The organism is Sulfitobacter faviae, from assembly GCF_029870955.1.
Taxonomy (GTDB): domain Bacteria; phylum Pseudomonadota; class Alphaproteobacteria; order Rhodobacterales; family Rhodobacteraceae; genus Sulfitobacter; species Sulfitobacter faviae.
The window spans coordinates 2,183,767-2,208,367 of sequence record NZ_PGFQ01000001.1; the positions used below are offsets into that span (position 1 = coordinate 2,183,767).

24 protein-coding genes and 3 pseudogenes are annotated in these 24,601 nt (G+C 65.1%); 22 read left to right on the top strand and 5 right to left on the bottom strand.

Translation table 11 applies throughout. From position 1 onward, the window contains the following. Positions 1–34 precede the first annotated feature (34 nt). Positions 35–1,009, top strand: coding sequence for a methylmalonyl Co-A mutase-associated GTPase MeaB (gene meaB / locus CUR85_RS11305; protein ID WP_067263520.1), 975 nt, complete (start codon positions 35–37; stop codon positions 1,007–1,009). Here meaB and CUR85_RS11310 read toward each other — a convergent pair. The 3 genes from CUR85_RS11310 to CUR85_RS11320 form a co-directional block, all read right to left on the bottom strand. After that, the gene (locus tag CUR85_RS11310) at positions 1,006–1,434 is read right to left on the bottom strand and encodes a PACE efflux transporter (RefSeq protein ID WP_067263523.1); all 429 of its coding nucleotides are present in this window, start codon (positions 1,432–1,434) and stop codon (positions 1,006–1,008) included. The two genes, meaB and CUR85_RS11310, sit on opposite strands and share 4 nt — an antisense overlap. A 106-nt stretch (positions 1,435–1,540) precedes the next feature. After that, positions 1,541–2,485 carry a tyrosine recombinase XerC gene (locus tag CUR85_RS11315; RefSeq protein WP_197470858.1) on the bottom strand — a complete coding sequence of 315 codons (945 nt, stop codon included), beginning with the start codon at positions 2,483–2,485 and terminating at the stop codon, positions 1,541–1,543. After that, positions 2,482–3,189, bottom strand: a complete 708-nt coding sequence (locus CUR85_RS11320; RefSeq protein ID WP_067263525.1) for a DUF484 family protein — start codon at positions 3,187–3,189, stop codon at positions 2,482–2,484. The genes CUR85_RS11315 and CUR85_RS11320 overlap by 4 nt, the downstream gene beginning before the upstream one ends. Positions 3,190–3,460: 271 nt before the next feature. Here CUR85_RS11320 and CUR85_RS11325 point away from each other — a divergent pair, with 271 nt between their 5' ends. Then, on the top strand, positions 3,461–3,844 hold the full coding sequence (locus tag CUR85_RS11325) for a carbon-nitrogen hydrolase family protein (protein WP_280322642.1): 384 nt from the start codon (positions 3,461–3,463) through the stop codon (positions 3,842–3,844). Then, complete coding sequence (locus CUR85_RS11330; protein ID WP_280322643.1) at positions 3,829–4,356, top strand: carbon-nitrogen hydrolase family protein; 528 nt, start codon at positions 3,829–3,831, stop codon at positions 4,354–4,356. Before CUR85_RS11325 ends, CUR85_RS11330 begins: the two co-directional genes overlap by 16 nt. 84 nt (positions 4,357–4,440) lie before the next feature. Here CUR85_RS11330 and fsa read toward each other — a convergent pair whose 3' ends face one another. Beyond that, positions 4,441–5,094, bottom strand: coding sequence for a fructose-6-phosphate aldolase (fsa, locus tag CUR85_RS11335; protein ID WP_067263530.1), 654 nt, complete (start codon positions 5,092–5,094; stop codon positions 4,441–4,443). Positions 5,095–5,216: 122 nt separating this feature from the next. On the opposite strand from fsa, the pseudogene CUR85_RS11340 reads away from it, so the two are divergent. From CUR85_RS11340 to CUR85_RS11355, 4 genes and pseudogenes are all read left to right on the top strand, one after another. Next, positions 5,217–7,403: pseudogene (locus tag CUR85_RS11340) on the top strand (primosomal protein N'). A gap of 462 nt (positions 7,404–7,865) precedes the next feature. Next, positions 7,866–9,098 carry an MFS transporter gene (locus tag CUR85_RS11345; protein ID WP_067263535.1) on the top strand — a complete coding sequence of 411 codons (1,233 nt, stop codon included), beginning with the start codon at positions 7,866–7,868 and terminating at the stop codon, positions 9,096–9,098. Between the two features lie 82 nt (positions 9,099–9,180). Beyond that, the gene (locus CUR85_RS11350; protein ID WP_067263537.1) at positions 9,181–10,053 is read left to right on the top strand and encodes a 50S ribosomal protein L11 methyltransferase; all 873 of its coding nucleotides are present in this window, start codon (positions 9,181–9,183) and stop codon (positions 10,051–10,053) included. 110 nt (positions 10,054–10,163) lie between these two features. Next, positions 10,164–10,508, top strand: coding sequence for a hypothetical protein (locus CUR85_RS11355; RefSeq protein WP_067263539.1), 345 nt, complete (start codon positions 10,164–10,166; stop codon positions 10,506–10,508). 89 nt (positions 10,509–10,597) lie between these two features. Here CUR85_RS11355 and CUR85_RS11360 read toward each other — a convergent pair whose 3' ends face one another. Then, on the bottom strand, positions 10,598–10,816 hold the full coding sequence (locus CUR85_RS11360) for a DUF1127 domain-containing protein (protein ID WP_067263540.1): 219 nt from the start codon (positions 10,814–10,816) through the stop codon (positions 10,598–10,600). 404 nt (positions 10,817–11,220) lie between these two features. Here CUR85_RS11360 and ruvC point away from each other — a divergent pair. The 15 genes and pseudogenes from ruvC to CUR85_RS11435 all read left to right on the top strand — a co-directional run bounded on the left by ruvC (position 11,221) and on the right by CUR85_RS11435 (position 24,556). Next, positions 11,221–11,675, top strand: a pseudogene (gene ruvC / locus CUR85_RS11365) (crossover junction endodeoxyribonuclease RuvC). Continuing rightward, positions 11,672–12,349 (top strand): Holliday junction branch migration protein RuvA, encoded by a 678-nt coding sequence (ruvA, locus tag CUR85_RS11370; protein ID WP_067263546.1) that lies wholly within the window; start codon positions 11,672–11,674, stop codon positions 12,347–12,349. Before ruvC ends, ruvA begins: the two are co-directional and overlap by 4 nt. Before the next feature lie 76 nt (positions 12,350–12,425). After that, positions 12,426–13,445 (top strand): Holliday junction branch migration DNA helicase RuvB, encoded by a 1,020-nt coding sequence (ruvB, locus tag CUR85_RS11375; RefSeq protein ID WP_067263549.1) that lies wholly within the window; start codon positions 12,426–12,428, stop codon positions 13,443–13,445. Between the two features lie 30 nt (positions 13,446–13,475). Next, positions 13,476–14,099, top strand: a complete 624-nt coding sequence (locus CUR85_RS11380; protein WP_067263567.1) for a hypothetical protein — start codon at positions 13,476–13,478, stop codon at positions 14,097–14,099. Further along, complete coding sequence (locus CUR85_RS11385) at positions 14,096–14,494, top strand: YbgC/FadM family acyl-CoA thioesterase (RefSeq protein WP_067263551.1); 399 nt, start codon at positions 14,096–14,098, stop codon at positions 14,492–14,494. The genes CUR85_RS11380 and CUR85_RS11385 overlap by 4 nt, the downstream gene beginning before the upstream one ends. Positions 14,495–14,624: 130 nt before the next feature. Beyond that, complete coding sequence (gene tolQ / locus CUR85_RS11390; protein WP_067263558.1) at positions 14,625–15,320, top strand: protein TolQ; 696 nt, start codon at positions 14,625–14,627, stop codon at positions 15,318–15,320. Positions 15,321–15,323: 3 nt separating this feature from the next. After that, entirely contained in the window at positions 15,324–15,797 is a 474-nt protein-coding gene (gene tolR, locus CUR85_RS11395) for a protein TolR (RefSeq protein WP_067263561.1), read from the top strand. Positions 15,798–15,800: 3 nt separating this feature from the next. Next, positions 15,801–16,937 carry an energy transducer TonB gene (locus CUR85_RS11400; protein WP_276153362.1) on the top strand — a complete coding sequence of 379 codons (1,137 nt, stop codon included), beginning with the start codon at positions 15,801–15,803 and terminating at the stop codon, positions 16,935–16,937. A gap of 1 nt (position 16,938) precedes the next feature. Beyond that, complete coding sequence (gene tolB / locus CUR85_RS11405) at positions 16,939–18,282, top strand: Tol-Pal system beta propeller repeat protein TolB (RefSeq protein ID WP_209273931.1); 1,344 nt, start codon at positions 16,939–16,941, stop codon at positions 18,280–18,282. 98 nt (positions 18,283–18,380) lie between these two features. Next, positions 18,381–18,905: a peptidoglycan-associated lipoprotein Pal gene (gene pal / locus CUR85_RS11410; protein WP_067262930.1), complete on the top strand. Its 525-nt coding sequence runs from the start codon at positions 18,381–18,383 to the stop codon at positions 18,903–18,905. A 73-nt stretch (positions 18,906–18,978) separates the two neighbouring features. Further along, entirely contained in the window at positions 18,979–19,839 is an 861-nt protein-coding gene (gene ybgF / locus CUR85_RS11415) for a tol-pal system protein YbgF (protein ID WP_067262935.1), read from the top strand. A gap of 6 nt (positions 19,840–19,845) precedes the next feature. After that, positions 19,846–21,201, top strand: a complete 1,356-nt coding sequence (tilS, locus tag CUR85_RS11420; protein WP_280322645.1) for a tRNA lysidine(34) synthetase TilS — start codon at positions 19,846–19,848, stop codon at positions 21,199–21,201. A gap of 16 nt (positions 21,202–21,217) precedes the next feature. Next, a pseudogene (gene ftsH, locus CUR85_RS11425) lies at positions 21,218–23,133 on the top strand (ATP-dependent zinc metalloprotease FtsH). Positions 23,134–23,727: 594 nt separating this feature from the next. Beyond that, positions 23,728–23,931: a hypothetical protein gene (locus CUR85_RS11430; protein WP_280322646.1), complete on the top strand. Its 204-nt coding sequence runs from the start codon at positions 23,728–23,730 to the stop codon at positions 23,929–23,931. A 40-nt stretch (positions 23,932–23,971) separates the two neighbouring features. Then, a complete protein-coding gene (locus CUR85_RS11435) occupies positions 23,972–24,556 on the top strand; it encodes an MOSC domain-containing protein (protein WP_067262903.1) in 585 nt (194 codons plus the stop codon). The last annotated feature ends 45 nt before the right edge of the window (positions 24,557–24,601 follow it).

The following is a 24,601-nucleotide window of genomic DNA, read 5'->3' on the forward strand; positions in this document are numbered from 1 at the left end:
GACAATTCCACGCCGCCCCCGCAAAAGTTGCCCCATGGATATCGAGACATTGGCCGCAGGCATCATAGCAGGAGAGCGCCGCGCGTTGGCGCGGGCGATCACCTTGGTGGAATCGGGCCGCGCCGATCACCGTGCGGCGGCGGCGGAGCTGCTGGCGAAGCTGCCCACCGACCGGCAGGCGCTGCGCGTCGGGCTGTCGGGCACGCCCGGTGTGGGCAAATCCACCTTCATCGAAAGCTTCGGCATGATGCTGACGGGGCAGGGCAAACGCGTGGCGGTGCTGGCGGTGGACCCCAGTTCGGCGCGCACCGGCGGCTCGATCTTGGGTGACAAGACGCGGATGGACCGGCTGAGCCGTGATCCCAATGCCTTCATCCGGCCTTCGCCCAGCCAGACCCACCTGGGCGGCGTCGCGCGCCGCTCGCGCGAGGCGGTGCGGCTCTGCGAGGCGGCGGGCTTTGACGTGGTGCTGATCGAGACCGTGGGCGTCGGCCAGTCGGAAACCGTGGTGGCCGAGATGTCGGATGCCTTCGTGCTGCTTCTGGCCCCCGCTGGCGGGGACGAGTTGCAGGGCGTGAAACGCGGCATCATGGAGATTGCCGACCTCATCGTCATCAACAAGGCCGACGGCGATCTGAAATCCACCGCCGCCCGCACCCGGGCCGACTATGCCGGTGCCCTGCGCCTTCTGCGCAAGCGCCCGCAGGACCCCGAGGGTTTTCCGCGCGCCACCGCCGTCTCTGCGCTGGAGGAAAACGGGCTGGAGGAGACTTGGGCCGCCTTGCAGGAACTGACCGATTGGCGCCGGAAGAACGGGTTCTGGGACCGTACCCGCGCCGCACAGGCGCGCTATTGGTTCGAGCAAGACGTGAAGCAGCGGCTTTTGGCGCAGCTTGAGACCCCGCAGGCCAAGGACGATCTGACGCGGCTCAGCGATGCCGTGGCCGATGGGGCGCGTGATCCTGCGGAAGCGGCGGCGGAATTCGTCCGCCGCCTCAGGGCAGATTAAGACGCGTTTGCGGGTTCCGAGACGGGGAAGAGCACGTCGTAGATCCAGTTAAAGACGAAGGCGTAGATCAGGTAAAACACCGCCAAGGACACGTCGATCAAGAAGGCTTCGCGCAGAGAAATCTCTAGATACCACGCGATGAAGGGCAAGAGCACAAAGAGCAGCCCGATCTCGAAACTCACGGCATGAAGCACGCGGATCGGCACCGTCTTTTTCACCGTGCCGCGCAACCGACGCAGGGCGTGGTCGAAGCCGAGGTTGTAGACATAGTTCCACCCCGTCGCGATGCTGGCGCTGACCACAGCGACGACGCCGATATGGCCGATGGGCTTGTCAAAGAGCCAAGCACTGGCGGGGGTGACGATCAGCAGGGCGATGATCTCAAAACTGAGGGCGTGGCGGATGCGGTCTGCGGTGCTGCGCATGGGGTGGTCCCGGTATTGGTCGGGTCGTCCCGAGTGGCTGCCCAAATGGGGGAGGTCGTCCTCGCTTGGGGCCAATATGGCGATTGACGCGCGGGGTGCAAGGGGCTCAGCGGCCCGCCTTGGGATGGGCGTTGTTATAGGCCTCCATCAGCCGCGCGGTATCGACGGCGGTATAGGCCTGCGTGGTCGAGAGCGAGGCATGGCCCAGAAGCTCTTGGATGGCGCGCAGATCGCCGCCCGCGTCCAGCAGATGGGTGGCAAAGCTGTGGCGCATGGCGTGGGGCGTGGCGCTGGCGGGCAGGCCGAGTTGCATCCGCGCATCGGCCATCACCTGCGCCACGGCGCGCGCGCCCAAGCCACCGCCGCGGATGGCGCGAAACAGCGGGGCCTGCGCCTCACGCGGGTGCGGGCAGAGGGCGAGGTAGTCTTCGACCGCGGCGCGGGCGGCGGGCAAGACCGGCACGACACGTTCCTTCCCGCCTTTGCCAAGGATGCGCAGGCTGGCAGGCAGGGGCGCATCGCCGCCTTTCAGCGCCAGCGCCTCGGAAATCCGCAGCCCGCAGCCCCAGAGCAGGGTCAGCACCGCCACGTCCCGCGCCGCGGCCCATGGGGCGCGGGCTTGGGTCTCGACACAGTCGATCAGCGCACGCGCGGCGTCTTCGGCCAGCGGGCGGGGCAGTTTCTTGGTGAACTTGGGCGACCGGGCGAGCAGAACGGCAGTGGGCTCGAACCCCTCCCGCTCGGCCAGCCAGCGGTAAAAGGCTTTCACCGCCGAGAGTTTTCGCGCGACCGACCGTGACCCCGCCCCGCCGCTGCGGGTGCTGGCCATCCATGCGCGCATATCGCTGATGGTGATTTTCGCCAGCGCCCCCAGACCTTGGGTCTCGCCCTTATGCAGCGTCATGAAAGTGAGGAATTCGGTCACATCGCCCCGGTAGGCGATGATCGTATTTTCGGCCGCATCCTTCAGCGCGCTTTGGTGTTCTAACCACGTCTGAAGCGCGTCCCGCGCGGCGGGACTGATCAGCAGCGGATTTGCCTTCTCGCTCAAGACAGCCAGCGGCGCATGGAGCGCTCCAGCACGCCGGTAAAGAAGGTGAGCAGATCGGTGCCCTGTTGCGGGCCGAACATATGCGGGTCTTCGGCGCCCATGACCAACAGGCCGGGCAGCCGTCCGGGGCCGAAATCAAGCTTGAGACAAGCCTCGGACCGGATCCACCCCGCCTTGCTGCCATAGAGCGCTTCGGATCCGTCTTGCAGCGCGCGCAGGGTCACCTGCCGCACCATGCCGCCGCGCCCTTGGCTGAGGTAGTCGTCGATGAACCCCGGTTCGGCCACGCTCAGCACATCGCCCAAGCGCTGCACCGCCGGGTCATTGTCGTTCTGAGTGGATTCCAACACCAGCCGCACCGCATCGACGCGCAGGATATCGGCCACTTCGCCGCCGAGATCGCGCAGGAAGGTCTCGAACTCCACCGGGTCGAGCATGCGCAGGATGGCGCGGTGGATCTGATTGGTCCCGGCAAGGTTTTCATAGGCCGCCGCGATGACGCTGCGGTGTGTGTCCTCCAGCCGGTCGAGACGGGTTTCCAGCCGCTCCATCGCGATGCCGCGCAGATCGACGATATTGCCGCCCATGGCCTTTTCATTCGCCGCAATCAGCGCCTGCATCACGTCGCTGTCGTCAAGAATGACGTCGGGCGCTGAGATGATCGCCTCCCGCAGGGCGTCGTCGATTTTGGGGCTGCTGCTCATGGGCGTCTCTTTTTGATTTGCGGTGTCATAGCATGCTGGGGCGTCAAGATCTGCCCCCAATTGGTCACGGGTCCTGCCGCCTGCGGTCTTTGTTGCCGCCTTGCGTCAGGCCGGGATGTAGAACGAAGCCCGGCGGAACAAAAGCGGCGCAGACGTGTTGGCCCCGGTCGACGCGCGGATTTCAGCCGTAGGGCCGCGCGTGCCTGATCGAAGCCTGCCGCATATCCCCGGATGCGGTGGAACAGGTCCTTGCCGGGAGAGGAAATCTTACATGGAACATGTCTCTGTCGATCTTTGGGCCGCCAACCTTCAGGTCGCGCCGGACTCACTGCAAAGCTGGCTCGCCAGTGTCGAGACGCGCCTGCAACAGGCCGCCGCGCGCGAGGCACAGCTTTTGGTAATGCCCGAGTTCTGCTGCGCGCAGTGGCTGAGTTTCGCCCCCGCCGACTTGCCTGCGGAAGAGCAGCTTGGCTGGCTCGCGCAGACCGCCACGCTGGCGCTTGACCCAATGCGGTGCATGGTTGAGCAAATTGGCGTGGCCCTGCTGCCCGGCACCTTTCCCGTGGCCTTCCCTTCGGTCGATGCGCCCGAAGGTTACCTTAATCAAGCGTGGTTCCTGACCCCGATGGCGGGCTGCAAGTGCAGAACAAACTGAGCCTGACCCCGCTTGAGGCGAATGGCGCCAGCGGCGTGACCATCGCGGGCACGGGGATCAATCTGTTCGAGTGGAACGGTTTGCGCTGTGTCATCGCGATCTGTCTCGATGCGGAATATACCGCGCTCTGGTCCAAACTGGGGGAGTTGAACCTCGATCTGGTGATCATTCCCGCCAAGACCGACATGATCACCGGCTATAACCGCGTGTTCAGTTGCGCACGGGCGCGGGCGATCGAATTGCAGACCGCCGTTTGCTGTGTCGGCGCAGTGGGCGCGCCGCTGACCCGTGGCAGCAGGATACCGGCGTGGGCGGGGCGAGCGTCTATTTGCCCTGCGACGTTTCGGTGGCTTTGGACGGAATGCATGCGGCCCTGCCGCCTCAGACAGCGGCGCAGGGCATGGATTTGGTCTTGCAAGCTCCGCCAATTCCCGTGGGACAGTGCCGCCGCATCCGCGCGGGTGCTGCAGAGGCCGAGGTGCGCCCGGGCCTGTGGTCGGGCGATCACCTGACGGTCGAAGGGAACGCGGCCTAAGGCAAAGAAAAACCCCCTCCGCCACGGGCGGAAGGGGTTTGATGTTCGCAGGTAGGCTGGATCAGAGGATGTTCTGACCGGTCTTTTTCCAATCGGCCATGAACTGCTCCAGCCCCTTGTCGGTCAGCGGATGCGCGGCCAGTTTTTTGATCACCTCGGGCGGCGCTGTCATCACGTCTGCACCGATGCGTGCGGCGTCCAGAATGTGGTTCACGCTGCGGATGGAGGCGGCGAGGATCTGCGTCTCGAAACCGTAGTTGTCATAGATGGTGCGGATGTCTTGGATCAGGTCCATGCCATCGAGGTTAATGTCGTCAAGGCGCCCGATGAAGGGCGAGATGAAAGTCGCGCCCGCCTTGGCCGCGATCAACGCTTGGTTCGCCGAGAAGCAGAGTGTCACGTTGATCATGTGACCTTCGCCCGACAGAACCTTACAGGCTTTCAGCCCGTCCCATGTCAGCGGCAGTTTGATGGTGATGTTGTCGGCGATCTCGGCCAGTTTGCGGCCTTCGGCGATCATCGCGTCGGCTTCCAGCGCCACGACTTCGGCGGAAACAGGGCCATCGACGAGGTCACAAATCTCTTTGGTGACTTCAAGGATATTGCGGCCCGATTTCAGGATGAGGGAGGGGTTGGTGGTCACGCCGTCGACCATGCCAAGGTCATTGAGTTCGGCAATGGCGTCGATCTCGGCTGTATCTACGAAGAATTTCATGGGCTTTCCTTCCGGGTTGGAATGTGATCGCTATCGGGTCAATTCGTTGCCTTGGCTTTACCGCATGATCTGCGATGCTTAAAGCCTCAATTCCCCCAAGCGACACGGAGCATGCGGCAGGTATGGCTGAATTCTACCACCATGGTGAGTTGTTGTCGGTGATGACCACCCAGCCTTTGGGCCGCGCTTTGGATTATCGCGCGCCCGAGGGCGGTTGTTATGCAGGGGCCTTTGTCGAGGTGCCGTTGGGGCCGCGCAAGGTGATGGGTGTGGTCTGGGGGCCGGGGGCCGGGGACTGCGACATCAACAAGGTGCGCCATGTGATCCGGGTGCTCGACGCGCCGCCGATGCGCGAGGAGATGCGCGAGTTTCTGCTGCGCGCGGCGGCATATACGCTCACCCCGCTGCCTGCGATGCTGCGGCTCGCCACCCGAGCGCCGGGCCTGGGCGATCCGCCTTCGATGCGCAAAATCTACCGCGCCGGGGACGGTGTACCGTCGCGGATGACCGATGCGCGGCAAAGGGTCATGGCGGTGCTGGAGGAATATGGCGATCTGGCCTTCACGCTGAAGGAGTTGTCGGAGATGGCCGGGGTGACGTCCTCGGTGGTGAAGGGCCTCGTCGACCAAGGCGCCGTGCGCGAGGAGGAAAGCCCCCGCGACCTGCCGTTCCGGCGGCTTGATCCATCCTTGCCCGGCAAGGCACTGACCGAGGATCAGGCCAAGGCCGCCGCGGTTTTGCGCGAGGGGATCAAATCTGAGACCTACGGCACGACGCTTTTGCGCGGGTTACCGGTTCGGGCAAGACGGAGGTCTATCTCGAAGCCGTGGCGGCGGCGGTGCAGGCGGGGCGGCAGGCGCTGGTGCTCTTGCCTGAGATCGCGCTGACCGAGCAGTTCCTCGAACGGGTCGAAGAGCGTTTCGGCGCCAATCCCGCCGAGTGGCATTCCGGCGTGACGATGACCGAGCGCCGCCGGATCTGGCGCATGGTGGGCGAGGGCAACGCGCAGCTGGTGATCGGCGCGCGTTCGGCGCTGTTCCTGCCGTTCCAGAACCTCGGGCTGATCGTCGTGGATGAGGAACACGACACGTCCTACAAGCAGGAGGACGGGGTGCTCTACAACGCGCGGGACATGGCGGTGCTGCGCGCCTCGATCTGCGGCGCACAGGTGGTGCTGGCGAGCGCCACGCCGAGCCTCGAAACATGGGCCAATGCCGAGGCCGGGAAATACCGGCGGCTGGAACTGACCTCCCGTTTCGGCCCGGCCGTGATGCCACAGATGGGCGCGATCGACATGCGGCAGGCGGGATTGCCCGGGGACAAGTGGATTTCGGGCGAGATGAAACGTGAGGTCGACGCGCGGCTGGCGCGCGGCGAACAGGCGATGCTCTTCATCAACCGCCGCGGCTATGCGCCGGTGACGCTCTGCCGTGCCTGCGGCGAGCAGATCGGCTGCGACCAATGCGATGCGCGGATGGTCGAACACCGCTTTCTCAAGCGCCTCGTCTGCCACCAATGCGGCGAGAGCAAGCCAATGCCCGAGGCCTGCCCCTCCTGTAAGGTCGAGGGCAAGCTCGCGCCCGTGGGCCGGGGGTGGAGCGGCTGGGCGAAGAAGCGGCGGCACTCTGGCCCGAGGCGCGGATCGCGACGCTGAGCTCGGACATGTACGGCTCGGCGCGGGCGCTGAAAGCCGAGATCGCGGGCATCGCCGAGGGGGCGGCGGATATCATCATCGGCACGCAGCTGGTGGCAAAGGGGCATAACTTCCCGAAGCTGACGTTGGTGGGGGTGATCGACGCCGATCTCGGCCTCACCGGGTCGGACCTGCGCGCGGCGGAGCGGACGTTCCAACTGATGCGGCAGGTGGCGGGGCGTGCGGGCCGGGCCGAGGCGCCGGGCGCGGCCCTGTTGCAGACCTATCAGCCCGAGCACCCGGTGATCCGGGCGATCTTGGCGGGTGAGGAGGAGGCCTTCTGGGCCGCCGAGGCCGGAGAGCGGCGGCAAGCCGGGGTGCCGCCCTATGGGCGCATGGCGGGGATCATCCTCAGCGGCAGCGACGCGGCGGCGGTCTTTGATCTGGGCAACCATCTTGCGCGGCATGACGGGCCTTTGCGTGCCGTGGGGGCGCAGGTTTTCGGCCCTGCGCCCGCGCCGATCGCCCGGGTGCGGGGCGGCATCGGGTGCGGCTGTTGGTGAAGGCGGACAAGGGCGTGGCGTTGCAGGAGGCGCTGGGCCGCTGGGTCGGCGGGCTGCGGCTCAAGGGGGACTTACGGCTGGCGGTGGATATCGATCCGCAGAGTTTTTATTGAGGCTTTAGCTATTGCAGGACGAGGGCCAGCGTCTGCCCGCGGGTTGGCGATGCAAAGCTAGGCTCGTGCCACTTTATGGCTCAGCCGTGATGTGCCTTCGCGAGGTCGCACCAGCCTTACCAAATCGCCTACCCGGGGGGCGGGCAGGCGATGGCCCGGCGCCTGCGGCTTGTCCCGGGCCGGGTGCAATTCTGGTGCGGTATGCGCTCTATATCCCGCATCTCCATCGCCTCGCGCGCAACAGCCCGGAAGCAAGGCCGAAGGCCGCCGGGCAGCGCCAGATCGTCCAATGTCTGGCGCTTTTGCGATCGGAGTGGCTTGCGCATGTTTCATATGAGTTGCTACCATAAAGTGCCCACCTGAAAGGTCATTTGCGCCAGCCCCCGGTCTGTCGCTGCCCGGCTCCGGGGCCGTATGTCCTTTTCTCTCGCCATCCCCGGGCCTTGGGCGTAATGAAATCCCATGACCCGTTTCATCACCCTCGAAGAGGCCAAGCGCCTGCCGTTCTGGCGCCGCCCCGTGGCCCTGCTGTTCCTCATGGCGTTGGCCATGCCGATTGCTTTCAACACATGGTCGGCGCTGCTGAATAACTTCGTCATCGAGGTCGCCGATTTCGACGGCTCCGACATCGGGCTGCTGCATACGGTGCGCGAGATCCCGGGCTTCTTCGCCATCGGTGTCATCGCCATCCTGCTCTTCGTGCGCGAACAGGTTCTGGGGCTGGTCTCGCTTGCGCTTCTGGGCGCGGCCACGGCGGTCACGGCCTATTTCCCCTCCATGGGCGGTATCCTGACGATTACCATGTTCAGCTCCATCGGGTTTCACTACTACGAAACGGTGAACCAGTCGCTGCAACTGCAATGGCTGAAGATCGAGGACGCCCCTCGGATGATCGGCTGGCTCATGGCCGCGGGCTCGCTGGCCACGCTGGTGGCCTATCTCGCGATCATGGCGTTGTGGGAGACGCTGAGCCTTAGCTACGACATCGTCTATATGATCGGCGGCGGCGTCACCGTCGCCATCGCACTCACCGCCATGCTGGCCTATCCGCAGTTCGAGGCGCCCACGGTGCAGAACAAGAAAATGGTGCTGCGCCGCCGCTACTGGCTCTATTACGCGCTGCAATTCATGTCCGGCGCGCGGCGGCAGATCTTCGTGGTCTTCGCGGGCTTCATGATGGTCGAACGCTTCGGCTTTGAGGTGCATGAGATCACCATGCTCTACCTCATCAACCTTGTCGCCAATATGCTCTTTGCACCGCTGATGGGCCGCGCGGTGGGCCATTTCGGCGAACGCCGGACCTTGGCGGTGGAATACATCGGGCTGATCTTGGTCTTTCTGGCCTATGGCGGGGTCTACTACCTCGGCTGGGGCGTGGTGATCGCGGCAGCGCTTTACGTGCTCGACCACATGTTCTTCGCCCTCGCACTGGCGCTAAAAACCTACTTCCAGAAGATCGCGGACCCCGCGGATATCGCGCCCACGGCGGCGGTGGCTTTCACCATCAACCATATCGCCGCGGTCTTCCTGCCGGTGCTCTTGGGGCTCTTGTGGTTGGCCTCTCCGGCGGCGGTGTTCTTCCTTGCGGCTGGCATGGCGGCGGTGTCTTTGATGCTGTCGCTGCTGATCCCGCGCCACCCCGCGCCGGGGCATGAGACGATCTTTCAACCTGTCGTGCCGCAGGCCGCCGAATAAGGTGCGAAACCCGGCATGGCTTGACCCGGCGCGCGCGCGGCCCTAGGCGAAACGCAACCGCACCGCAGCAAAGGACCGCGCCATGCCCACTTTCACCGCCCTGACCACCCTCGAAGGCCGCGACCCCGCCTATGCTCTGGGCGAGGCGATGGAGCGGCTCACCCCCGAACCCACCGGCGTGGGCGTTTTCGAGGTCGAGGACGGCTCGGGCCTGTGGGAAGTCGGCGGCTACTTCGAAGAAGCGCCCGATACCGCAGCACTTGCCGTGCTGGCCAAGGCGATGGGCGCCAAGGAATTCACCGTCTCCGAACTGCCCGAGACCGACTGGGTCGCCCATGTCCGGCGCGAGCTGGCACCGGTGGAGGCAGGCCGCTTTTTCGTCTACGGCAGCCATGACGCGGACAAGGTGCCCGAAGACTGCGAGCCGCTGCTGATCGAGGCCGCCATGGCCTTCGGCACCGGCCACCACGGCACCACCTTGGGCTGCCTCAGAGCGCTCGACCGGCTGGCAAACGAGGGGTTCCACGGCAAGAACGTCGCCGACATCGGCTGCGGCACCGCGGTGCTGGCGATGGCCGCTGCGCGCATCTGGCCTGAGCCGGTCCTGGCGAGCGACATCGACGAGGTCGCGGTCGAGGTGGCGCAGGCTAATGTCGATGCCAACGGCCTTACGGGCCGCGTGACCTGCGTCGAGGCGGCGGGCTTCGACCACCCCGCGCTGGCCGAGGCCGCCCCCTTCGATCTGGTCTTCGCCAACATCCTCAAAGGTCCGTTGGTGGCACTGGCCCCCGACATGGCGGCGGCGCTGCAACCCGGTGGCTATGCGATTCTCTCCGGCCTGCTAAACGAACAGGCGGAAGAGGTGATCGAGGTTTATGCACGATCCGGCATCAATCTGACCCACCGCGAGAGCATTGGTGACTGGACGACACTAACGCTTCAAACGAAAGTATAATTCACGCCTCATTTTCGTTGCATTCGACCCTTTTGCCGCTTTGTTGCCACATTTGGACTTTATTCAAATTGGCAGCAAACGGTGGGGGCCGGATTGCTACGGAGGCTGTGATGGCTGAAGGACACGCTCAATTCGCGAAACGGATCGAACTTCTGGGGCGCAAGCATCGGAAGCTGGAACGAGGATATGTCACCCGCGTCGGACGCGATGGGTTGATCTCTGTCTTGCCGAAACGCGCCCGCCGGGGTTTCCCGGTGACAGGTCTTTTCCTGATCGTTCTGGTGTTTTTCGGCTTCAAAGCCTTCACCCTCGCCGCGATTGGCCCGGTGACCTATAACGAGCGTCTCTCGCGCCTCGCCAATGGGTCGAACCTTGAGCAGATCGGCGCCAAGATGATGGCCATCGACCCGGTGACCCAGACATTGGCGGAGCTGACCGGCCCGATCATGCGGTAACGTGGCGCCGCCCCTCGCGTAAAGAAAAAGCCGTAGCGGAGGCTCTCCGCTACGGCTTTTCTAATGGGGCTGGTGCTTATCCCGTAGGGTCAACGCACGAAGTGGTTCAGCGCCACAAGGTCAATGTCGCCCCGGATCAAGCCGATGTCTTGCAACTCGAGATCGGTCAGGTCCGACAGCGCCTTGCGGGTGGCGCGGCTGTCTTGCCAAGCCTCAACCGCAGCGAAGAAGGCGCCGAAAAAGCCAAGGATGCGCGTGACGGCCGAGGGGGAGCCGTAAGCGGTGCGGGTGGTGTCGAAAGCTGCCATGGGGCCGTCCTTTGTTTGATCTCAGGTTGCGCCGGCAGGGGGCGGGCTGGCCTTCCTTACCGAACGGAATTTTCGGCAAGTATGCCCGAAATTCGCCCCGCGCAATCCCTCAAAAACGACAGTGAGGCTTGCGTTTTTTGCATGGGTCGATAAAAGGGTTAACCCACTATCATTACGGGAAAAATTCACTGCCCAGCATGTCGGTTTTGAACCATGGAGAGGCGCAATTCGACACCGCGGTTCAAAAGCGACAGAGCGCCTGTCGCAAAGCGCCCGCCACGCATCAGGGCTTTGCGATGTTCGCCTTTCGTGCTAGTGCACCAAAAAAGCAACAATTTTATCGAGGGGCAGAGATGATACGGGTGATCGGCATAGATCCGGGGCTGCGCAATCTGGGCTGGGGCGTGATCGACGTCTCGGGCAGCCGAATCGCCCATGTGGCCAATGGCATCTGTCACTCCGAAGGCGACGACCTTGGCGCGCGGCTCTTGTCCTTGCATGGGCAGCTTACACGCGTGCTGACGGCATGGCGGCCCCAAGCGGCAGCGGTTGAGCAGACCTTCGTGAACAAGGACGGGGCCGGGACGCTGAAACTGGGGCAGGCGCGGGGCATCGCCATGCTGGTGCCCGCGCAGTTTGGTTTGACGGTGGGCGAATATGCCCCAACAAGGTCAAGAAAACCGTGGTCGGCGTCGGCCATGCGGATAAGGGACAGGTGGCGCATATGGTCAAGATGCAGATGCCGGGGATCGAGATTGCCGGGCCGGATGCCGCCGACGCGCTGGCCATCGCGATCTGCCACGCGCATCACGGCGGCGCCAGCACCTTGGCCCAAGCGGTGGCGAGGGCAAGCGCATGATCGGCAAGCTTTCGGGCCGCATCGACTACCGCGCGGCAGATCACGTGCTGATCGACGTGCGCGGGGTGGGTTACCTCGTCTATGTCTCCGACCGGACCATGGCAGCACTCCCGGGCGTGGGCGAGGCGGTGGCGCTTTATACCGACCTTGTGGTGCGCGAGGACCTGATGCAGCTTTTCGGCTTCCAGACGCTGGTGGAGAAGGAATGGCACCGGCTGCTCACCTCGGTGCAGGGGGTGGGGGCCAAAGCCTCGCTCGCGATCCTCGGCACGCTGGGGCCGGATGGCGTGAGCCGCGCCATCGCGCTTGGTGACTGGAACGCGGTGAAGGCCGCCAAGGGCATCGGCCCGAAGATCGCGCAGCGCGTGGTGCTGGACCTCAAGGACAAGGCGCCCGGCGTCATGGCGATGACCGGCACGGTGGCCGACGCCATGGGCGAGACTGAGGCCGCCGCCGACGAGGCGGTGATCGAGGCCGCCGCCCCGCGCCCCGCACCGAAACCTGCCGCCCCCAATGCCTCTGCCCAGTCCGAGGCGCTCTCGGCGCTTGGCAACCTCGGCTATGCGCCGGGCGATGCGGCGGGCGCCGTGGCGCAGGCGGCGGGCGAGACGCCCGAGGCCGATACCAAGGCGCTCATTCGCGCGGCGCTCAAGCTGCTGGCGCCGAAGGGGTGAGCGCGAATGCGCCCGGCGGCATGTGCGTGAACCTTCCGCTGGAAGAACCACGCACCCTACGGCATAACGAGGCCCTATGACCGACATCGACCCCACCGTGCGGCCCGACCCGCTGCCCGAAGACACCGACCGCGCGCTGCGGCCGCAAATGCTTGGCGAATTCGTTGGGCAGGCAGAGGCGCGGGCGAACCTGTCGGTCTTCATCCAGTCGGCCCGCCAGCGCGGCGAGGCGATGGATCACACGCTGTTTCACGGGCCGCCGGGCTTGGGCAAGACGACACTGGCGCAGATCATGGCGCGCGAGCTTGGCGTGGGCTTTCGCATGACCTCCGGCCCGGTGCTGGCCAAGGCCGGTGACCTTGCCGCGATCCTCACCAATCTCGAGGCGCGCGACGTGCTGTTTATTGACGAGATCCACCGGCTGAACGCCTCGGTCGAAGAGGTGCTCTACCCGGCGATGGAGGATTTCGAGCTTGATCTGGTGATCGGCGAAGGCCCCGCCGCGCGCACCGTGCGGATCGAGTTGCAGCCCTTCACGCTGGTCGGGGCCACTACGCGCATGGGGCTTCTGACCACGCCGCTGCGCGACCGGTTCGGCATCCCGACGCGGCTACAGTTCTACACCGAGGACGAGCTTTACATCATCGTCGACCGCAACGCGCGCAAGCTGGGTGCCCCGGCGGACGAAGGCGGCGCGCGCGAGATCGCCAAACGCGCCCGCGGCACGCCGCGCATCGCCGGGCGCCTGTTGCGCCGGGTGGTGGATTTCGCCGTGGTCGAGGGCGATGGTCGCGTGACGCGCGAGTTGGCGGATATGGCGCTGACGCGGCTCGGGGTCGATCACCTCGGCCTCGACGGGGCCGACCGACGCTACCTGAGGCTGATGGCTGAGAATTATCAGGGCGGCCCGGTGGGGATCGAGACGCTTTCGGCTGCGCTTTCGGAAAGCCGCGATGCGCTGGAGGAGGTCATCGAGCCGTTCCTGTTGCAGCAGGGGCTGATCCAGCGTACCCCGCGCGGCAGGATGTTGGCCGCCAAGGCGTGGAGCCATCTCGGGCTTGCCGCGCCCAGAGGGCAGAGCGACCTTTTCGGCTGACGTTTCGGAGCGAAGGTAGACCAGATGACGATGACCGCAGAGCAGATCGAGACCCTTTTCACCCGCCGCGACGGGCAGTTCGCCTTTGCCCGCTGGGGCCGCCCCATCGCCCCCGTGGCCTTTGGGATCGAGGAAGAGGCGCTGCCGGTGGTGAAAGGCGCGCTCGAAGCGGTGGCCAAGCTTGCCGGTCACGACATGGCCGAAACCGACCCGGAGTTGGGCAGCAACCTGATGATGTTCTTCTTCGCCGATTGGGCTGAACTGCTCGACGTGCCGGGGATGGAGGGGCTGGTGCCGGACCTCGCCGCACAGGTCGAGCGGTTGCAGGCGGCGGGAGCGAACCAATACCGCTTTTTTCGCTTTGAGGAGAACGGCGCGATCAAGGCGGCTTTCGTCTTCCTGCGCATGGACGAGAGCCTGCAAGATATGTCCGCGCAGGTGCTGGCGCTGAGCCAAGCGGTGCAGGTCATCCTCTTGTGGTCCGAAGATGCCTTTCAAGAGCAATCCCCACTGGCGATGGCCGATGACGCGCTGGTGCTGCGCCCCGAGGTCGCGGATGTGATCCGCGCCGCCTATGACCCGGTGATGCCGCCCGCCGCCAATGATGCGAGCCATGCGCTGCGCCTTGCCGCGCGGGTGCAGGTGGCATCATGAGCCATAGTTTTCCGGTCCGCATCTTCTATGAAGACACCGATATGGCGGGCGTCGTCTATTACGCCAACTACCTGCGCTATATCGAGCGGGCGCGGTCGGATATCGTCGAACAGATCGGCCTTGATCAACGTGCCATGCGCGAGGAGGGGCTGGTCTTTGTCGTGACGCGGGTAGAGGCGGATTACCTCGGCGCCGCGCGCTTTGGCGACCGGCTGGAGGTGCAGACGACCCATCAGGCCGAAGGGCCCGTGCGTTGGGTGTTCGACCAAGACGTGCTACGCGATGGCAAGGTCATCTTTCGCGCCAAAGTTACCGCCGTTTGCATGACGACGGGCGGAAAACCCACGCGGCTGCCAGCGAAACTCCGCCTGTCGGACGGCGATCCGGCGCGGTGATACCATAATTCTGGCAATCTAGGTTGCAGTCCGTTAGCTTTGCTCCAAATTGAGGCCGGAAAATAGGGCCCAGAGATAGAACCCAGAGGCAGAATGCCCCGAAGGGGCGGCAGTAAAAGAGCATAGTTAAATGGAAGCAGAGACGCTGGCATTGGCACAGGGGATCGATTTCTCCCTGTGGGGTCTGTTCGCGAAGGCGACGGTCACGGTCAAACTTGTAATGATCATGCTGATCGGGGCCTCTTTCTGGTCGTGGTCGATCATCATTCAGAAAACCATCCAATACCGCAAAGCCCGTGCAGAGGCAGCGCAGTTCGATCGGGCCTTCTGGTCGGGTGAACCGCTCGACGGTCTTTTTGACACCATTGGCGCCGATCCCGATGGGCCGTCGGAAAAGATCTTCGCCGCCGGCATGTCGGAATGGCGCCGCTCGCACCGCGAGGACGGTGCGCTGATCCCCGGTGCCACGGCGCGCATCGACCGGTCTATGGACGTGGCCATCGCCAAGGAGGCAGAGCGTCTGCAAAAGGGGCTGCCGGTGCTGGCGACCGTGGGCTCTACTGCGCCCTTCGTTGGCCTCTTCGGCACCGTCTTCGGCATCATGAACTCTTTCATCGAGATCGCGGCCCAGCAGAACACCAACCTCGCCGTCGTGGCCCCGGGCATCGCCGAGGCACTTCTGGCGACCGGCATCGGCCTTCTGGCCGCGATCCCGGCGGTGGTTTTCTACAACAAGCTGAGCGCCGACAGTGATGGGATCCTCGGCACCTACGAGGCCTTCTCGGACGAATTCGCCACCATCCTCAGCCGCCAGTTGGACAGCTAAGCCATGGGTGCGGGTGTCATGAAAAAGCAAGGCGGCAAGGGGCGGCGGCGGGGCCGCGCCCAGCCGATGGCTGAGATCAACGTCACGCCCTTCGTGGACGTGATGCTGGTGCTGCTGATCATCTTCATGGTCGCGGCCCCGCTTTTGACCGTCGGCGTGCCGGTGGAACTGCCCAAGACCGCCGCCACGGCCCTGCCGGCTGAGCAGGAAGAGCCGCTGACCGTCACCGTCACCGCCCAAGGGGCGGTGCAGATCCAGACCACCGACACGCCGCGCGACCAGCTGGTGACCAAGCTGCGCGCCATCGCGTCCGAGCGGGCCAGCGACCGGGTGTTCCTGCGCGCCGACGGCAAAGTGCCCTATGCGCAGGTCATGGAGGTCATGGGCGCGCTCAACGCGGGCGGATTTTCCAACATCGGTCTGGTGACCGACATCGGCGGCCCGGCGATGGACGGCAGCGACACGTCGGGTGGCTGAGCGGTGCATACCGGGCATTACATATCAGGTGCCGGGCATCTGGGTCTTATCGGCTGGCTTTTGTTCGGGAACATCTTCACCTCCGAGCCGGACCCGGTCGAGATGACCGAGGTTTCGGTGATCTCGGCGGCGGAATATGACGCGCTGGTCGCGGCCCAGCAGCCGCCTGCCTCGACCACCGAGGTGGCCCAGCCCGCATTGCCCGCGCCGAGTGAGGAGGCGCCCGAGGTCACCGCCGAGCCGGATGCCGCGATCGAACAGCCCGAGCCGGTGCAGACCGAGACCCCGCCCGAGGACAGGCCGCCCGAGGTGACGGAGCTGGAACTGCCGCCACAGACCGAAGTGGACGACAGCGCGCCCGAACTGAACGAACCCATCGGCGACACAGCCGTGCTGGTGCCCGAGATCGCCCCCGAGGCCCGCCCCCGCGAGGCCCCGCGCGTGGCGCCCGAGCCCGTGGCCCCGCCCGAGCCCGAAGCGCGCCCCGACCTTGACGAACAGCCCGCCGTGACGCCCGAACCCGAGGCCGAGCCGGAAGTTGTCGTCGAAGAAGAGCCGCAAGAGGCGCAGACGCCCGAGGACACTACGACCGAGATCGTGACCGAGGCCGATCAGGCCCCGGCGGCCTCGGCCCGCCCGCCCGGTCGCCGTCCGGCCCCGCCGCCGCCCGTCGAGGTGGCCGAGGCACCGGAGGAACCCGAAGAGACGCCGACGCCGGAGCCCGCCGAGGCACCTGCGCAGGACACCACCGAAGACGCAATCGCCGATGCGCTGAGCGAAGTCCTCGGCCAGCCGGAGGCCGAGGCCCCGGTGCCGAGCGGCCCGCCGCTGTCCTCGGGCGAGCGCGAGAGCCTGCGCGTTGCGGTCTCGGCCTGCTGGAACATCGGCGCGCTGTCGACCGAAGCGGCGCGGACCACGGTGATCGTGGGGCTGCAGATGAATCAGGACGGCACGCCGGTGATCGGGTCGATCCGGATGCTCAGCGCCTCCGGCGGTGGCGATGCCGCAGCAAGGCAGGCCTTCGAGGCGGCCAAACGTGCAATCATCCGCTGCGGCAGCCGCGGCTACGACCTGCCACAGGAAAAATACAGCCAGTGGCAAGACATCGAGATGACATTCGATCCAATGAGGAGCCGATAACATGCTGACGAGACTTCTGGGACTTCTGGCACTGGGGGCCGCGACCGTCTTCGCGGCGGCCCCGGACACCGCGCGCGCCGAGCCGTTGCGCATCGTGATTGACGACCCGACCATCGAGCCGCTGCCCTTCGCCGTCCCCAGCTTTCAGCCCGAAAGCGGCGAGGCCGGGCAGCTGGCCGTCGACATCGCGCGCGTCGTCTCGGACGATCTGACGGGCACCGGCCTCTTCCGCGAAATTCCGGCCAGCGCCTATATTTCCACCGTGAGCGACTTCAACGCGCCGGTCGAATATGCCGATTGGAAGGCGATCAACGCGCAGGCGCTGATCACCGGGGCGGTTAATGTCACCGGCAATAGCGTGAATGTGAAGTTCCGCGTCTATGACGTCTTCTCGGGTGAGGAACTGCTGGATGCCAGCGGGCAGGGCGGTCTGCAATTCAGCGGCACCGTCGACGGCTGGCGCCGCATGGCGCATAAGGTGGCCGATGCGGTTTACAGCCGGATCACCGGCGAGGGCGGCTATTTCGACAGCCGCGTGGTTTTCGTCTCTGAGACCGGGCCGAAGGACAACCGCCAGAAACGTCTGGCCGTGATGGATTATGACGGGGCGAACCTGAAATACCTTACCGAATCCGGCTCCATCGTGCTGGCGCCGCGTTTCTCGCCCAGCGGGGACCGTGTGCTCTACACCAGCTATGAAAGCGGTTTCCCGCGCATCTATGTCTTGGATATCGGCACCGTCCAACGCCGCGCGCTGCAAAGCGCCGAAGGCTCCATGGCCTTCGCGCCGCGGTTCTCGCCCAGCGGTCAGACGGTCGTCTATTCGCTGAGCCAAGGCGGCAACACGGATATCTATTCGATGGACATCAACAGCGGCCAGTCGGTGCGCCTGACGAACACGCCTGCGATTGAGACGGCGCCGAGCTTCTCGCCCGATGGCAGCCGGATTGTCTTTGAGAGTGACCGTTCCGGCAGCCCGCAGCTTTACGTCATGCCCGCCACCGGCGGAGAGGCGACGCGGATTTCCTTTGGTGAGGGGCGTTACGGCACGCCGGTCTGGTCGCCGCGCGGGGATTTGGTGGCCTTCACGAAGCAGAACAAGGGCCGCTTCCACATCGGTGTCATGCGGCTGGATGGCTCGGAAGAGCGTCTGCTGACCGCCTCCTTCCTCGATGAGGGTCCGACTTGGGCCCCCAATGGGCGGGTGATCATGTTCGCGCGCGAAACCCAAGGGGCGGGCGGGTCCTCCTCGCTCTATTCCGTCGATATTTCGGGGCGCAACCTCAAGCCTGTGCGCACGCCCGAAGGCGGCTCTGACCCCTCGTGGTCACCGCTGCAAGACTAAGGTTTCCCCATGCCACCCACGGGTGCGGGCAATTCCAATGATCCCGCGCCTGTGTTAATACCAGCAACGATAACGCCACCACATAGAAGGCAGACCCCATGAAACGCATTCTGACCAGCACGCTTTTGATTTCCGCATTGGCCGTGTCGGCCTGTACCAACCCTGACCGCTTTGGTGCCGATGGCATGGGCGGGGCAAATGCAGGGGCCGGGGTCAACGCCGGCGTGGTGCCGGGCAGCGCGAATGACCCGACCTCCACCGCCTATTTCCAGCAGGCCGTGGGCGACCGGGTGCTGTTCTTGGTCGACCAATCCACCCTGACCGACGAAGGCCGCGCCACGCTTGACGGGCAGGTCGCATGGCTTCAGGCCAATTCCGACTACCAAGCCGTGATCGAAGGCCATGCCGATGAGCAGGGCACCCGCGAATACAACATCGCCCTTGGCGGTCGCCGCGCCAACGCGGTGCGCGAATATATGATCTCGCGCGGGATCGCGGCCTCGCGGCTCAAGACCATCAGCTACGGCAAGGAGCGCCCGATCGAGATCTGCTCGGCCGAGGCGTGCTATGCCAAGAACCGCCGCGCGGTGACCGTGCTGGCTGGCGGCGCGCTGACCAGCTAATCGCGGCAACTGCCCAAGCAATGACCATTCCAAGGAGGCCGATGTGCTGAAGCGATATATCTTCGTGGCCGTGATGGGGCTGATGACCGCCCCTGCCGCGCTTATGGCGCAGGACAACGATCAAACGCTGGCGGATATTCGCCAGCAGTTGACCGTGCTCAACGTCGAGGTGCAAAAGCTGCGCCGCGAACTGTCGACCACCGGCGGCGCCTCGGTCGAGACCGGTGGCAATTCGGTGTTGGAGCGGGTCAGCACCATGGAGAGCGAGTTGCAGCGCCTCACCTCCAAGACCGAGGAGATGGAGAACCGCATCAACCGGATCGTCGCCGATGGCACCAACCGGATCGGCGATCTGGAATACCGTCTGGTCGAGCTTGAAGGCGGCGATCTGGGCGCTTTGGGTGAGACTTCGACCCTCGGCGGAGGGGAGGCGCCCGCCGTGGCGGCCCCCGCCGCCGAAGCGGGCCGTGAGGTGGTCGAAGTGACCCCCGGCAACGGCAATGCGGGCGCTTCCGGCGGCATCATCACCCCGATCAACGAAGCAGAGCTGGCGGTTAGCGAGAAGGCCGATTTCGAGCGGGCGCAGGAGGCGCTCGCATCGGGTGACTTTCGCAGCGCCGCCGATCTCTTTGCGTCCTTCAATACGACCTACCCCGGCGGTCCGCTAGCCGCCGAGGCCGAGATGCGCCGGGGCGAAGCCCTGACTGGTCTGGGCGACAACCGCGAAGCGGCGCGCGCCTATCTGGCGGCCTTCAGCACCGATCCCGAAGGGCCGGTGGCGCCGCGGTCGCTCTTCGAGCTGGGCCGCGCCCTTGGCGTGTTGGAGCAGACCCAAGAGGCCTGCGTGACCCTCTCGGAAGTCGCCGTGCGCTTCCCGAACGCCCCGCAGGTCAGCCAAGCCGAGGCGCAGCGCCAGACGCTGGGTTGTTCCTGACCGCAGATGACTGCTCCCGCCGCGACGGCTGATGCAGCGCTGACCGAGGGGTTGCTTTCGGGCTTGGGCGGCGCGCTGCCGCCCCGCCTTGGCGTCGCCGTCTCGGGCGGGGGCGATTCCATGGCCTTGCTGTCACTTCTGCATGGGATGGCGGTGGCAGCCGGTAGCCATCTTGAGACCGTGACCGTCGACCATGGGCTGCGCCTGGAAGCGGCGGAAGAGGCCGCCATGGTTGCGCGCCATGCTGCCCGACTGGGGCTGGCCCATGAAACCCTGCACTGGCGCGATTGGGACGGGCAGGGGAATCTTCAAAACGCCGCGCGGGAGGCGCGCTATCGCCTGATGGCCGATTGGGCCGCGCGGCGCGGGCTCCCCGTCGTGGCCCTTGGCCATACGGCGGACGATCAGGCCGAGACGGTGCTGATGCGCTTGGCGCGCCGGTCGGGGGTCGATGGGCTTGCGGCGATGGCGCCGCGCAGCGAAAGGTTCGGTGTCACATGGCTGCGCCCGCTGCTTTTCGCCCGGCGCGCGCCCCTGCGCGATCATCTGCGGCGGGCGGGGCTGCACTGGGTCGAAGACCCCAGCAACGATGACCCGCGCTATGCCCGGATCAGAACCCGTCAAAGCCTCGATGCCCTCGCGCCGCTTGGCATCGATGTAGAGACTTTGGCCGAGGTCGCGCGCAACATGGCCACCGCACGGGCGGCGTTGGACGCCCAAACCGACCGCGCCGCGGGCGATATCCTGCGTATCGAAGCGGGCGCGCAGGTGATGCAGGCCGATGCCTTTTTCGCCGAGCCGGAAGAGATCCGCCGCCGCCTGATGCTCCGCGCGCTCGGGCAGATCAACGGCGGCGCTTACCCCCCGCGCCGTGGCCCCGTGGCCGCCCTCATCGCGGGGCTGGCGGAAGGGCAGGCGGCCACGCTGGCGGGGTGTCAGGCGCTGCTCCGGCGCGGTGAAATCTGGGTCTTTCGTGAGTATAACGCGGTGCGCGATCTGCGCGTGCCTGCGGATCAGCTTTGGGACGGACGCTGGCGTGCGATCCCCCCGAAGGGCAGCCCCCCGAGGCCGAATTGCGCGCGCTTGGCCCCGAGGGGCTGGCACAATGCCCCGATTGGCGCAGCCTTGGGCGACCCCGTGCCGCCTTGCTGTCGACCCCGGCCATCTGGCAGGGCCCGCGGCTGCTTGCCGCGCCCCTTGCCGGGCTGGACGAGAAATGGCATGTCCGGCGCGAAAGCGGCGCGGAATGGAACAAAACCGCGCCATTATCGCATTGAACATGAGCGCATCATGTCTATCTTAGTATGGTGGTTGCCCGAACGGGCGCCCCTTGGGTTGCGGGACTTGCCCGCGGCCATGTGAATTTAGGAGAATTCCCTTGGGAAATGTTCGTAACCTCGCCTTCTGGGTTGTCCTGATGTTGCTTGTGCTGGCGCTGTTCAACCTGTTCAGCGGGTCCAGCGGGTCGCTGCAAAACAACGAAGTCAGCTATTCCGAATTCGTCACCTCCGTACAGGATGGGGATGTCCGAAATGTGACATTGGATGGTGAGCAAGTGCGATTCCGCCAAGCGGATGGTGCCGACTACCTGACGATCAAACCCGGCGATGCCGAGCTGACCCAGCTTCTGATCGACAACGACATCCCCGTCAAAGCGCGCCCCCAGCAACAGTCCGGTTTCCAGACCTTCCTGATGTCGCTTTTGCCCATCGCGCTGCTGATCGGCGTGTGGATTTACTTCATGAACCGTATGCAGGGCGGCGGTAAGGGCGGGGCCATGGGCTTTGGCAAATCCAAGGCCAAGATGCTGACCGAAAAGCATGGTCGCGTGACCTTTGACGATGTGGCCGGCATCGACGAGGCCAAGGAAGAGCTGGAAGAGATCGTCGAATTCCTGCGCAACCCACAGAAATTCTCGCGCCTCGGCGGCAAGATCCCGAAAGGCGCGCTGCTGGTAGGCCCTCCGGGCACCGGTAAGACGCTGCTGGCCCGTGCGATTGCGGGTGAGGCGGGCGTGCCCTTCTTCACCATTTCGGGCTCCGACTTCGTCGAGATGTTCGTGGGTGTCGGTGCAAGCCGCGTGCGCGACATGTTCGAGCAGGCCAAAAAGAACGCGCCCTGTATCGTCTTCATCGACGAGATCGACGCCGTCGGTCGCCACCGTGGCGCAGGCTATGGCGGTGGCAACGATGAGCGTGAGCAGACCCTGAACCAGCTTCTGGTTGAGATGGACGGTTTCGAGAGCAACGAGGGTGTCATCATCCTCGCCGCGACCAACCGGCGCGACGTGCTCGACCCCGCACTGCTGCGTCCGGGCCGTTTCGACCGTCAGGTCACCGTGCCCAACCCCGACATCAAGGGCCGCGAGAAGATCCTTTCGGTCCATGCCCGCAAGACCCCGCTGGGGCCGGACGTCGACCTGCGCATCATCGCGCGTGGCACGCCGGGCTTTTCGGGCGCGGATCTGGCGAACCTCGTGAACGAGGCCGCGCTGATGGCCGCCCGTGTCGGGCGCCGTTTCGTCACCATGGTCGACTTCGAACAGGCCAAGGACAAGGTGATGATGGGCCCCGAACGCCGCTCGATGGTGATGACCGCCGAGCAGAAAGAGATGACTGCCTATCACGAAGCCGGTCACGCGCTGGTGGGCATGACGCTGCCCAAGTGCGACCCGGTCTACAAGGCCACGATCATCCCGCGCGGCGGCGCGCTCGGCATGGTGATGAGCCTGCCTGAGATCGACCGGCTGAACATGTTCAAGGACGAATGCCACCAGCGTCTGGCCATGGCCATGGCGGGCAAGGCGGCGGAAATCCACAAATACGGGCCGGACTCGGTCTCCAACGGCCCGGCGGGCGACATCCAACAAGCCTCTGCGCTGGCGCGTGCGATGGTGCTGCAATGGGGCATGTCGGATAAGGTCGGCAACATCGACTATTCCGAAGCCGCGCAGGGCTATCAGGGCAACACTGCGGGCTTCTCCGTCTCGGCCAACACTAAGGAGTTGGTCGAGAAAGAGGTGCAGCAGTTCATCCAAGACGGCTATGACCGCGCGATGAAGATCATCACCGAGAAAGAGGTGGAGTTCGAGCGTCTGGCCCAAGGTCTGCTGGAATATGAGACCCTGACCGGCGATGAGATCAAACGCGTCATGGACGGCCTGCCGCCGGCAGAGGACTCTGACGACGACAACTCCGACACCGGCAGCGCGCCGAGCGTCACCGCGATCCCCAAGGCGAAGGGCAAGAAAACCCCGCCGAAGGATGGGGGATGGAACCTGAACCTTCGGTCTGATCCGACCTACGACATTTGAAAGACCCCGCTTCGGCGGGGTCTTTTCGTTTTCGGCACTCCCTCCGGTCGGGGCGGGAATTCCACTATCGCTTCACAGTCGCCATCGCGTTAGACAAGGACGGAATTCTGGAACAAGCCGGGTCTTATGCGACGCATCCTTTCTGCCCTCGCCCTTCTCCTCGCCTTCACCGCCGGACCGGTCTGGGCCGAGCCGCAGACCTATGCTGTCGCTTTAGGTGGGCGGCAGCTTGGGACCTTGCAGTTCAACGGGCAAAGCCGGAACGCGGCCTTCCTCTTGTCGCTGGACAACGCGCCCTTCGGCATCAAGAACGGCAGCTTCAAGGCGGTCACCCAGTCGAATGGCGCCGCGGTCAGCTATCTCGGGTCCAACCGGGGGAGCGAGACGCGCGATATCGCGATTGACCGGGCGGCGGGGCAGGTCACCTCGGTGGCGATCACCCCGGCTTCGGAAATGACGAAAATGTCGGAGGCCGGAGCGGTGCCTGCCGGTGTCCTTTTCCCGCCCGAGCTTTTCGCCGCCCTGGCCACCGGCAAAAGCTGCCCCCGCCGCTGTCGCTCTACGATGGGCGCCGCGTGGTGCAGATCGCGACGCAGAGCAGCCGAGAGGAGGGGGCTTCGGTGTTCTGCGATATGTCCTACCGTGTCGTCATGGGGCCGGGCTATGTCTCGCCCTTTTATCTCAAATCCTTCGGGATGGCGCTTGTCTATACGGAGGGCACCCTTGCCAAAGCCTCACTAAGCGGGGGCGGTTTCAAGGTGCATCTGATCCGGAATTAGGCATAGGATGCCATAGCAAACCACGCCAAAGGACTCCCCCATGCCCGAACTGCGCAAGACAGACCATACCGCCCGGATCACTTGGCTGGGCATGGTCCCTCAGGACCGCGAAAACATTCGCTCGGTCGGGGTTGAGCAGGCCTTTGCGACCTATGCGGGCATCGAAGGGGATTTTCACGCAGGGCTGACCCGTCCAGCCTGCGTGCGCGTGCGCAACCTGCATGCCAAGGGGACGGAGATACGCAACACGCGTCAACTCTCCGTCCTCTCCGCCGAAGAGATGGCCGAGATCGCCGCCGCCATCGACCTGCCCACGCTCGACCCGACCCTGCTGGGCGCTTCGATCATCCTTGAAGGGATCCCAGATTTCACCCTCGTCCCGCCGGGGTCGCGGCTACAAAACGAGCATGGTACCACCTTGGTCGTGGATATCGAAAACGGCCCCTGCAACCTGCCTGCCCGTGAGATCGAGGTGGAGGCCCCGGGCCATGGCAAAACCTTCAAAGCCGCCGCCCAAGGCAAACGCGGCGTGACCGCATGGGTCGAGCGGGAGGGGCCGTTGAGCCTGGGCGACACGCTGCGGCTTTTCGTGCCGAACCAGCCGGTCTGGCCACATCTCGGCTAACCCCGCGCCGTTTCGCGAACTTTGAGTGTCGGAAACACGGCCCCC

Coding starts and splice junctions, on each gene's coding strand:
- meaB (WP_067263520.1), top strand. CDS start 35: ATGGATATCGAGACATTGGCCGCAGGCATCATAGCAGGAGAGCGCCGC.
- CUR85_RS11310 (WP_067263523.1), bottom strand. CDS start 1,434: ATGCGCAGCACCGCAGACCGCATCCGCCACGCCCTCAGTTTTGAGATC.
- CUR85_RS11320 (WP_067263525.1), bottom strand. CDS start 3,189: ATGAGCAGCAGCCCCAAAATCGACGACGCCCTGCGGGAGGCGATCATC.
- CUR85_RS11325 (WP_280322642.1), top strand. CDS start 3,461: ATGGAACATGTCTCTGTCGATCTTTGGGCCGCCAACCTTCAGGTCGCG.
- fsa (WP_067263530.1), bottom strand. CDS start 5,094: ATGAAATTCTTCGTAGATACAGCCGAGATCGACGCCATTGCCGAACTC.
- CUR85_RS11345 (WP_067263535.1), top strand. CDS start 7,866: ATGACCCGTTTCATCACCCTCGAAGAGGCCAAGCGCCTGCCGTTCTGG.
- CUR85_RS11350 (WP_067263537.1), top strand. CDS start 9,181: ATGCCCACTTTCACCGCCCTGACCACCCTCGAAGGCCGCGACCCCGCC.
- CUR85_RS11355 (WP_067263539.1), top strand. CDS start 10,164: ATGGCTGAAGGACACGCTCAATTCGCGAAACGGATCGAACTTCTGGGG.
- CUR85_RS11360 (WP_067263540.1), bottom strand. CDS start 10,816: ATGGCAGCTTTCGACACCACCCGCACCGCTTACGGCTCCCCCTCGGCC.
- ruvA (WP_067263546.1), top strand. CDS start 11,672: ATGATCGGCAAGCTTTCGGGCCGCATCGACTACCGCGCGGCAGATCAC.
- ruvB (WP_067263549.1), top strand. CDS start 12,426: ATGACCGACATCGACCCCACCGTGCGGCCCGACCCGCTGCCCGAAGAC.
- CUR85_RS11380 (WP_067263567.1), top strand. CDS start 13,476: ATGACCGCAGAGCAGATCGAGACCCTTTTCACCCGCCGCGACGGGCAG.
- CUR85_RS11385 (WP_067263551.1), top strand. CDS start 14,096: ATGAGCCATAGTTTTCCGGTCCGCATCTTCTATGAAGACACCGATATG.
- tolQ (WP_067263558.1), top strand. CDS start 14,625: ATGGAAGCAGAGACGCTGGCATTGGCACAGGGGATCGATTTCTCCCTG.
- tolR (WP_067263561.1), top strand. CDS start 15,324: ATGGGTGCGGGTGTCATGAAAAAGCAAGGCGGCAAGGGGCGGCGGCGG.
- tolB (WP_209273931.1), top strand. CDS start 16,939: ATGCTGACGAGACTTCTGGGACTTCTGGCACTGGGGGCCGCGACCGTC.
- pal (WP_067262930.1), top strand. CDS start 18,381: ATGAAACGCATTCTGACCAGCACGCTTTTGATTTCCGCATTGGCCGTG.
- ybgF (WP_067262935.1), top strand. CDS start 18,979: ATGGGGCTGATGACCGCCCCTGCCGCGCTTATGGCGCAGGACAACGAT.
- tilS (WP_280322645.1), top strand. CDS start 19,846: ATGACTGCTCCCGCCGCGACGGCTGATGCAGCGCTGACCGAGGGGTTG.
- CUR85_RS11435 (WP_067262903.1), top strand. CDS start 23,972: ATGCCCGAACTGCGCAAGACAGACCATACCGCCCGGATCACTTGGCTG.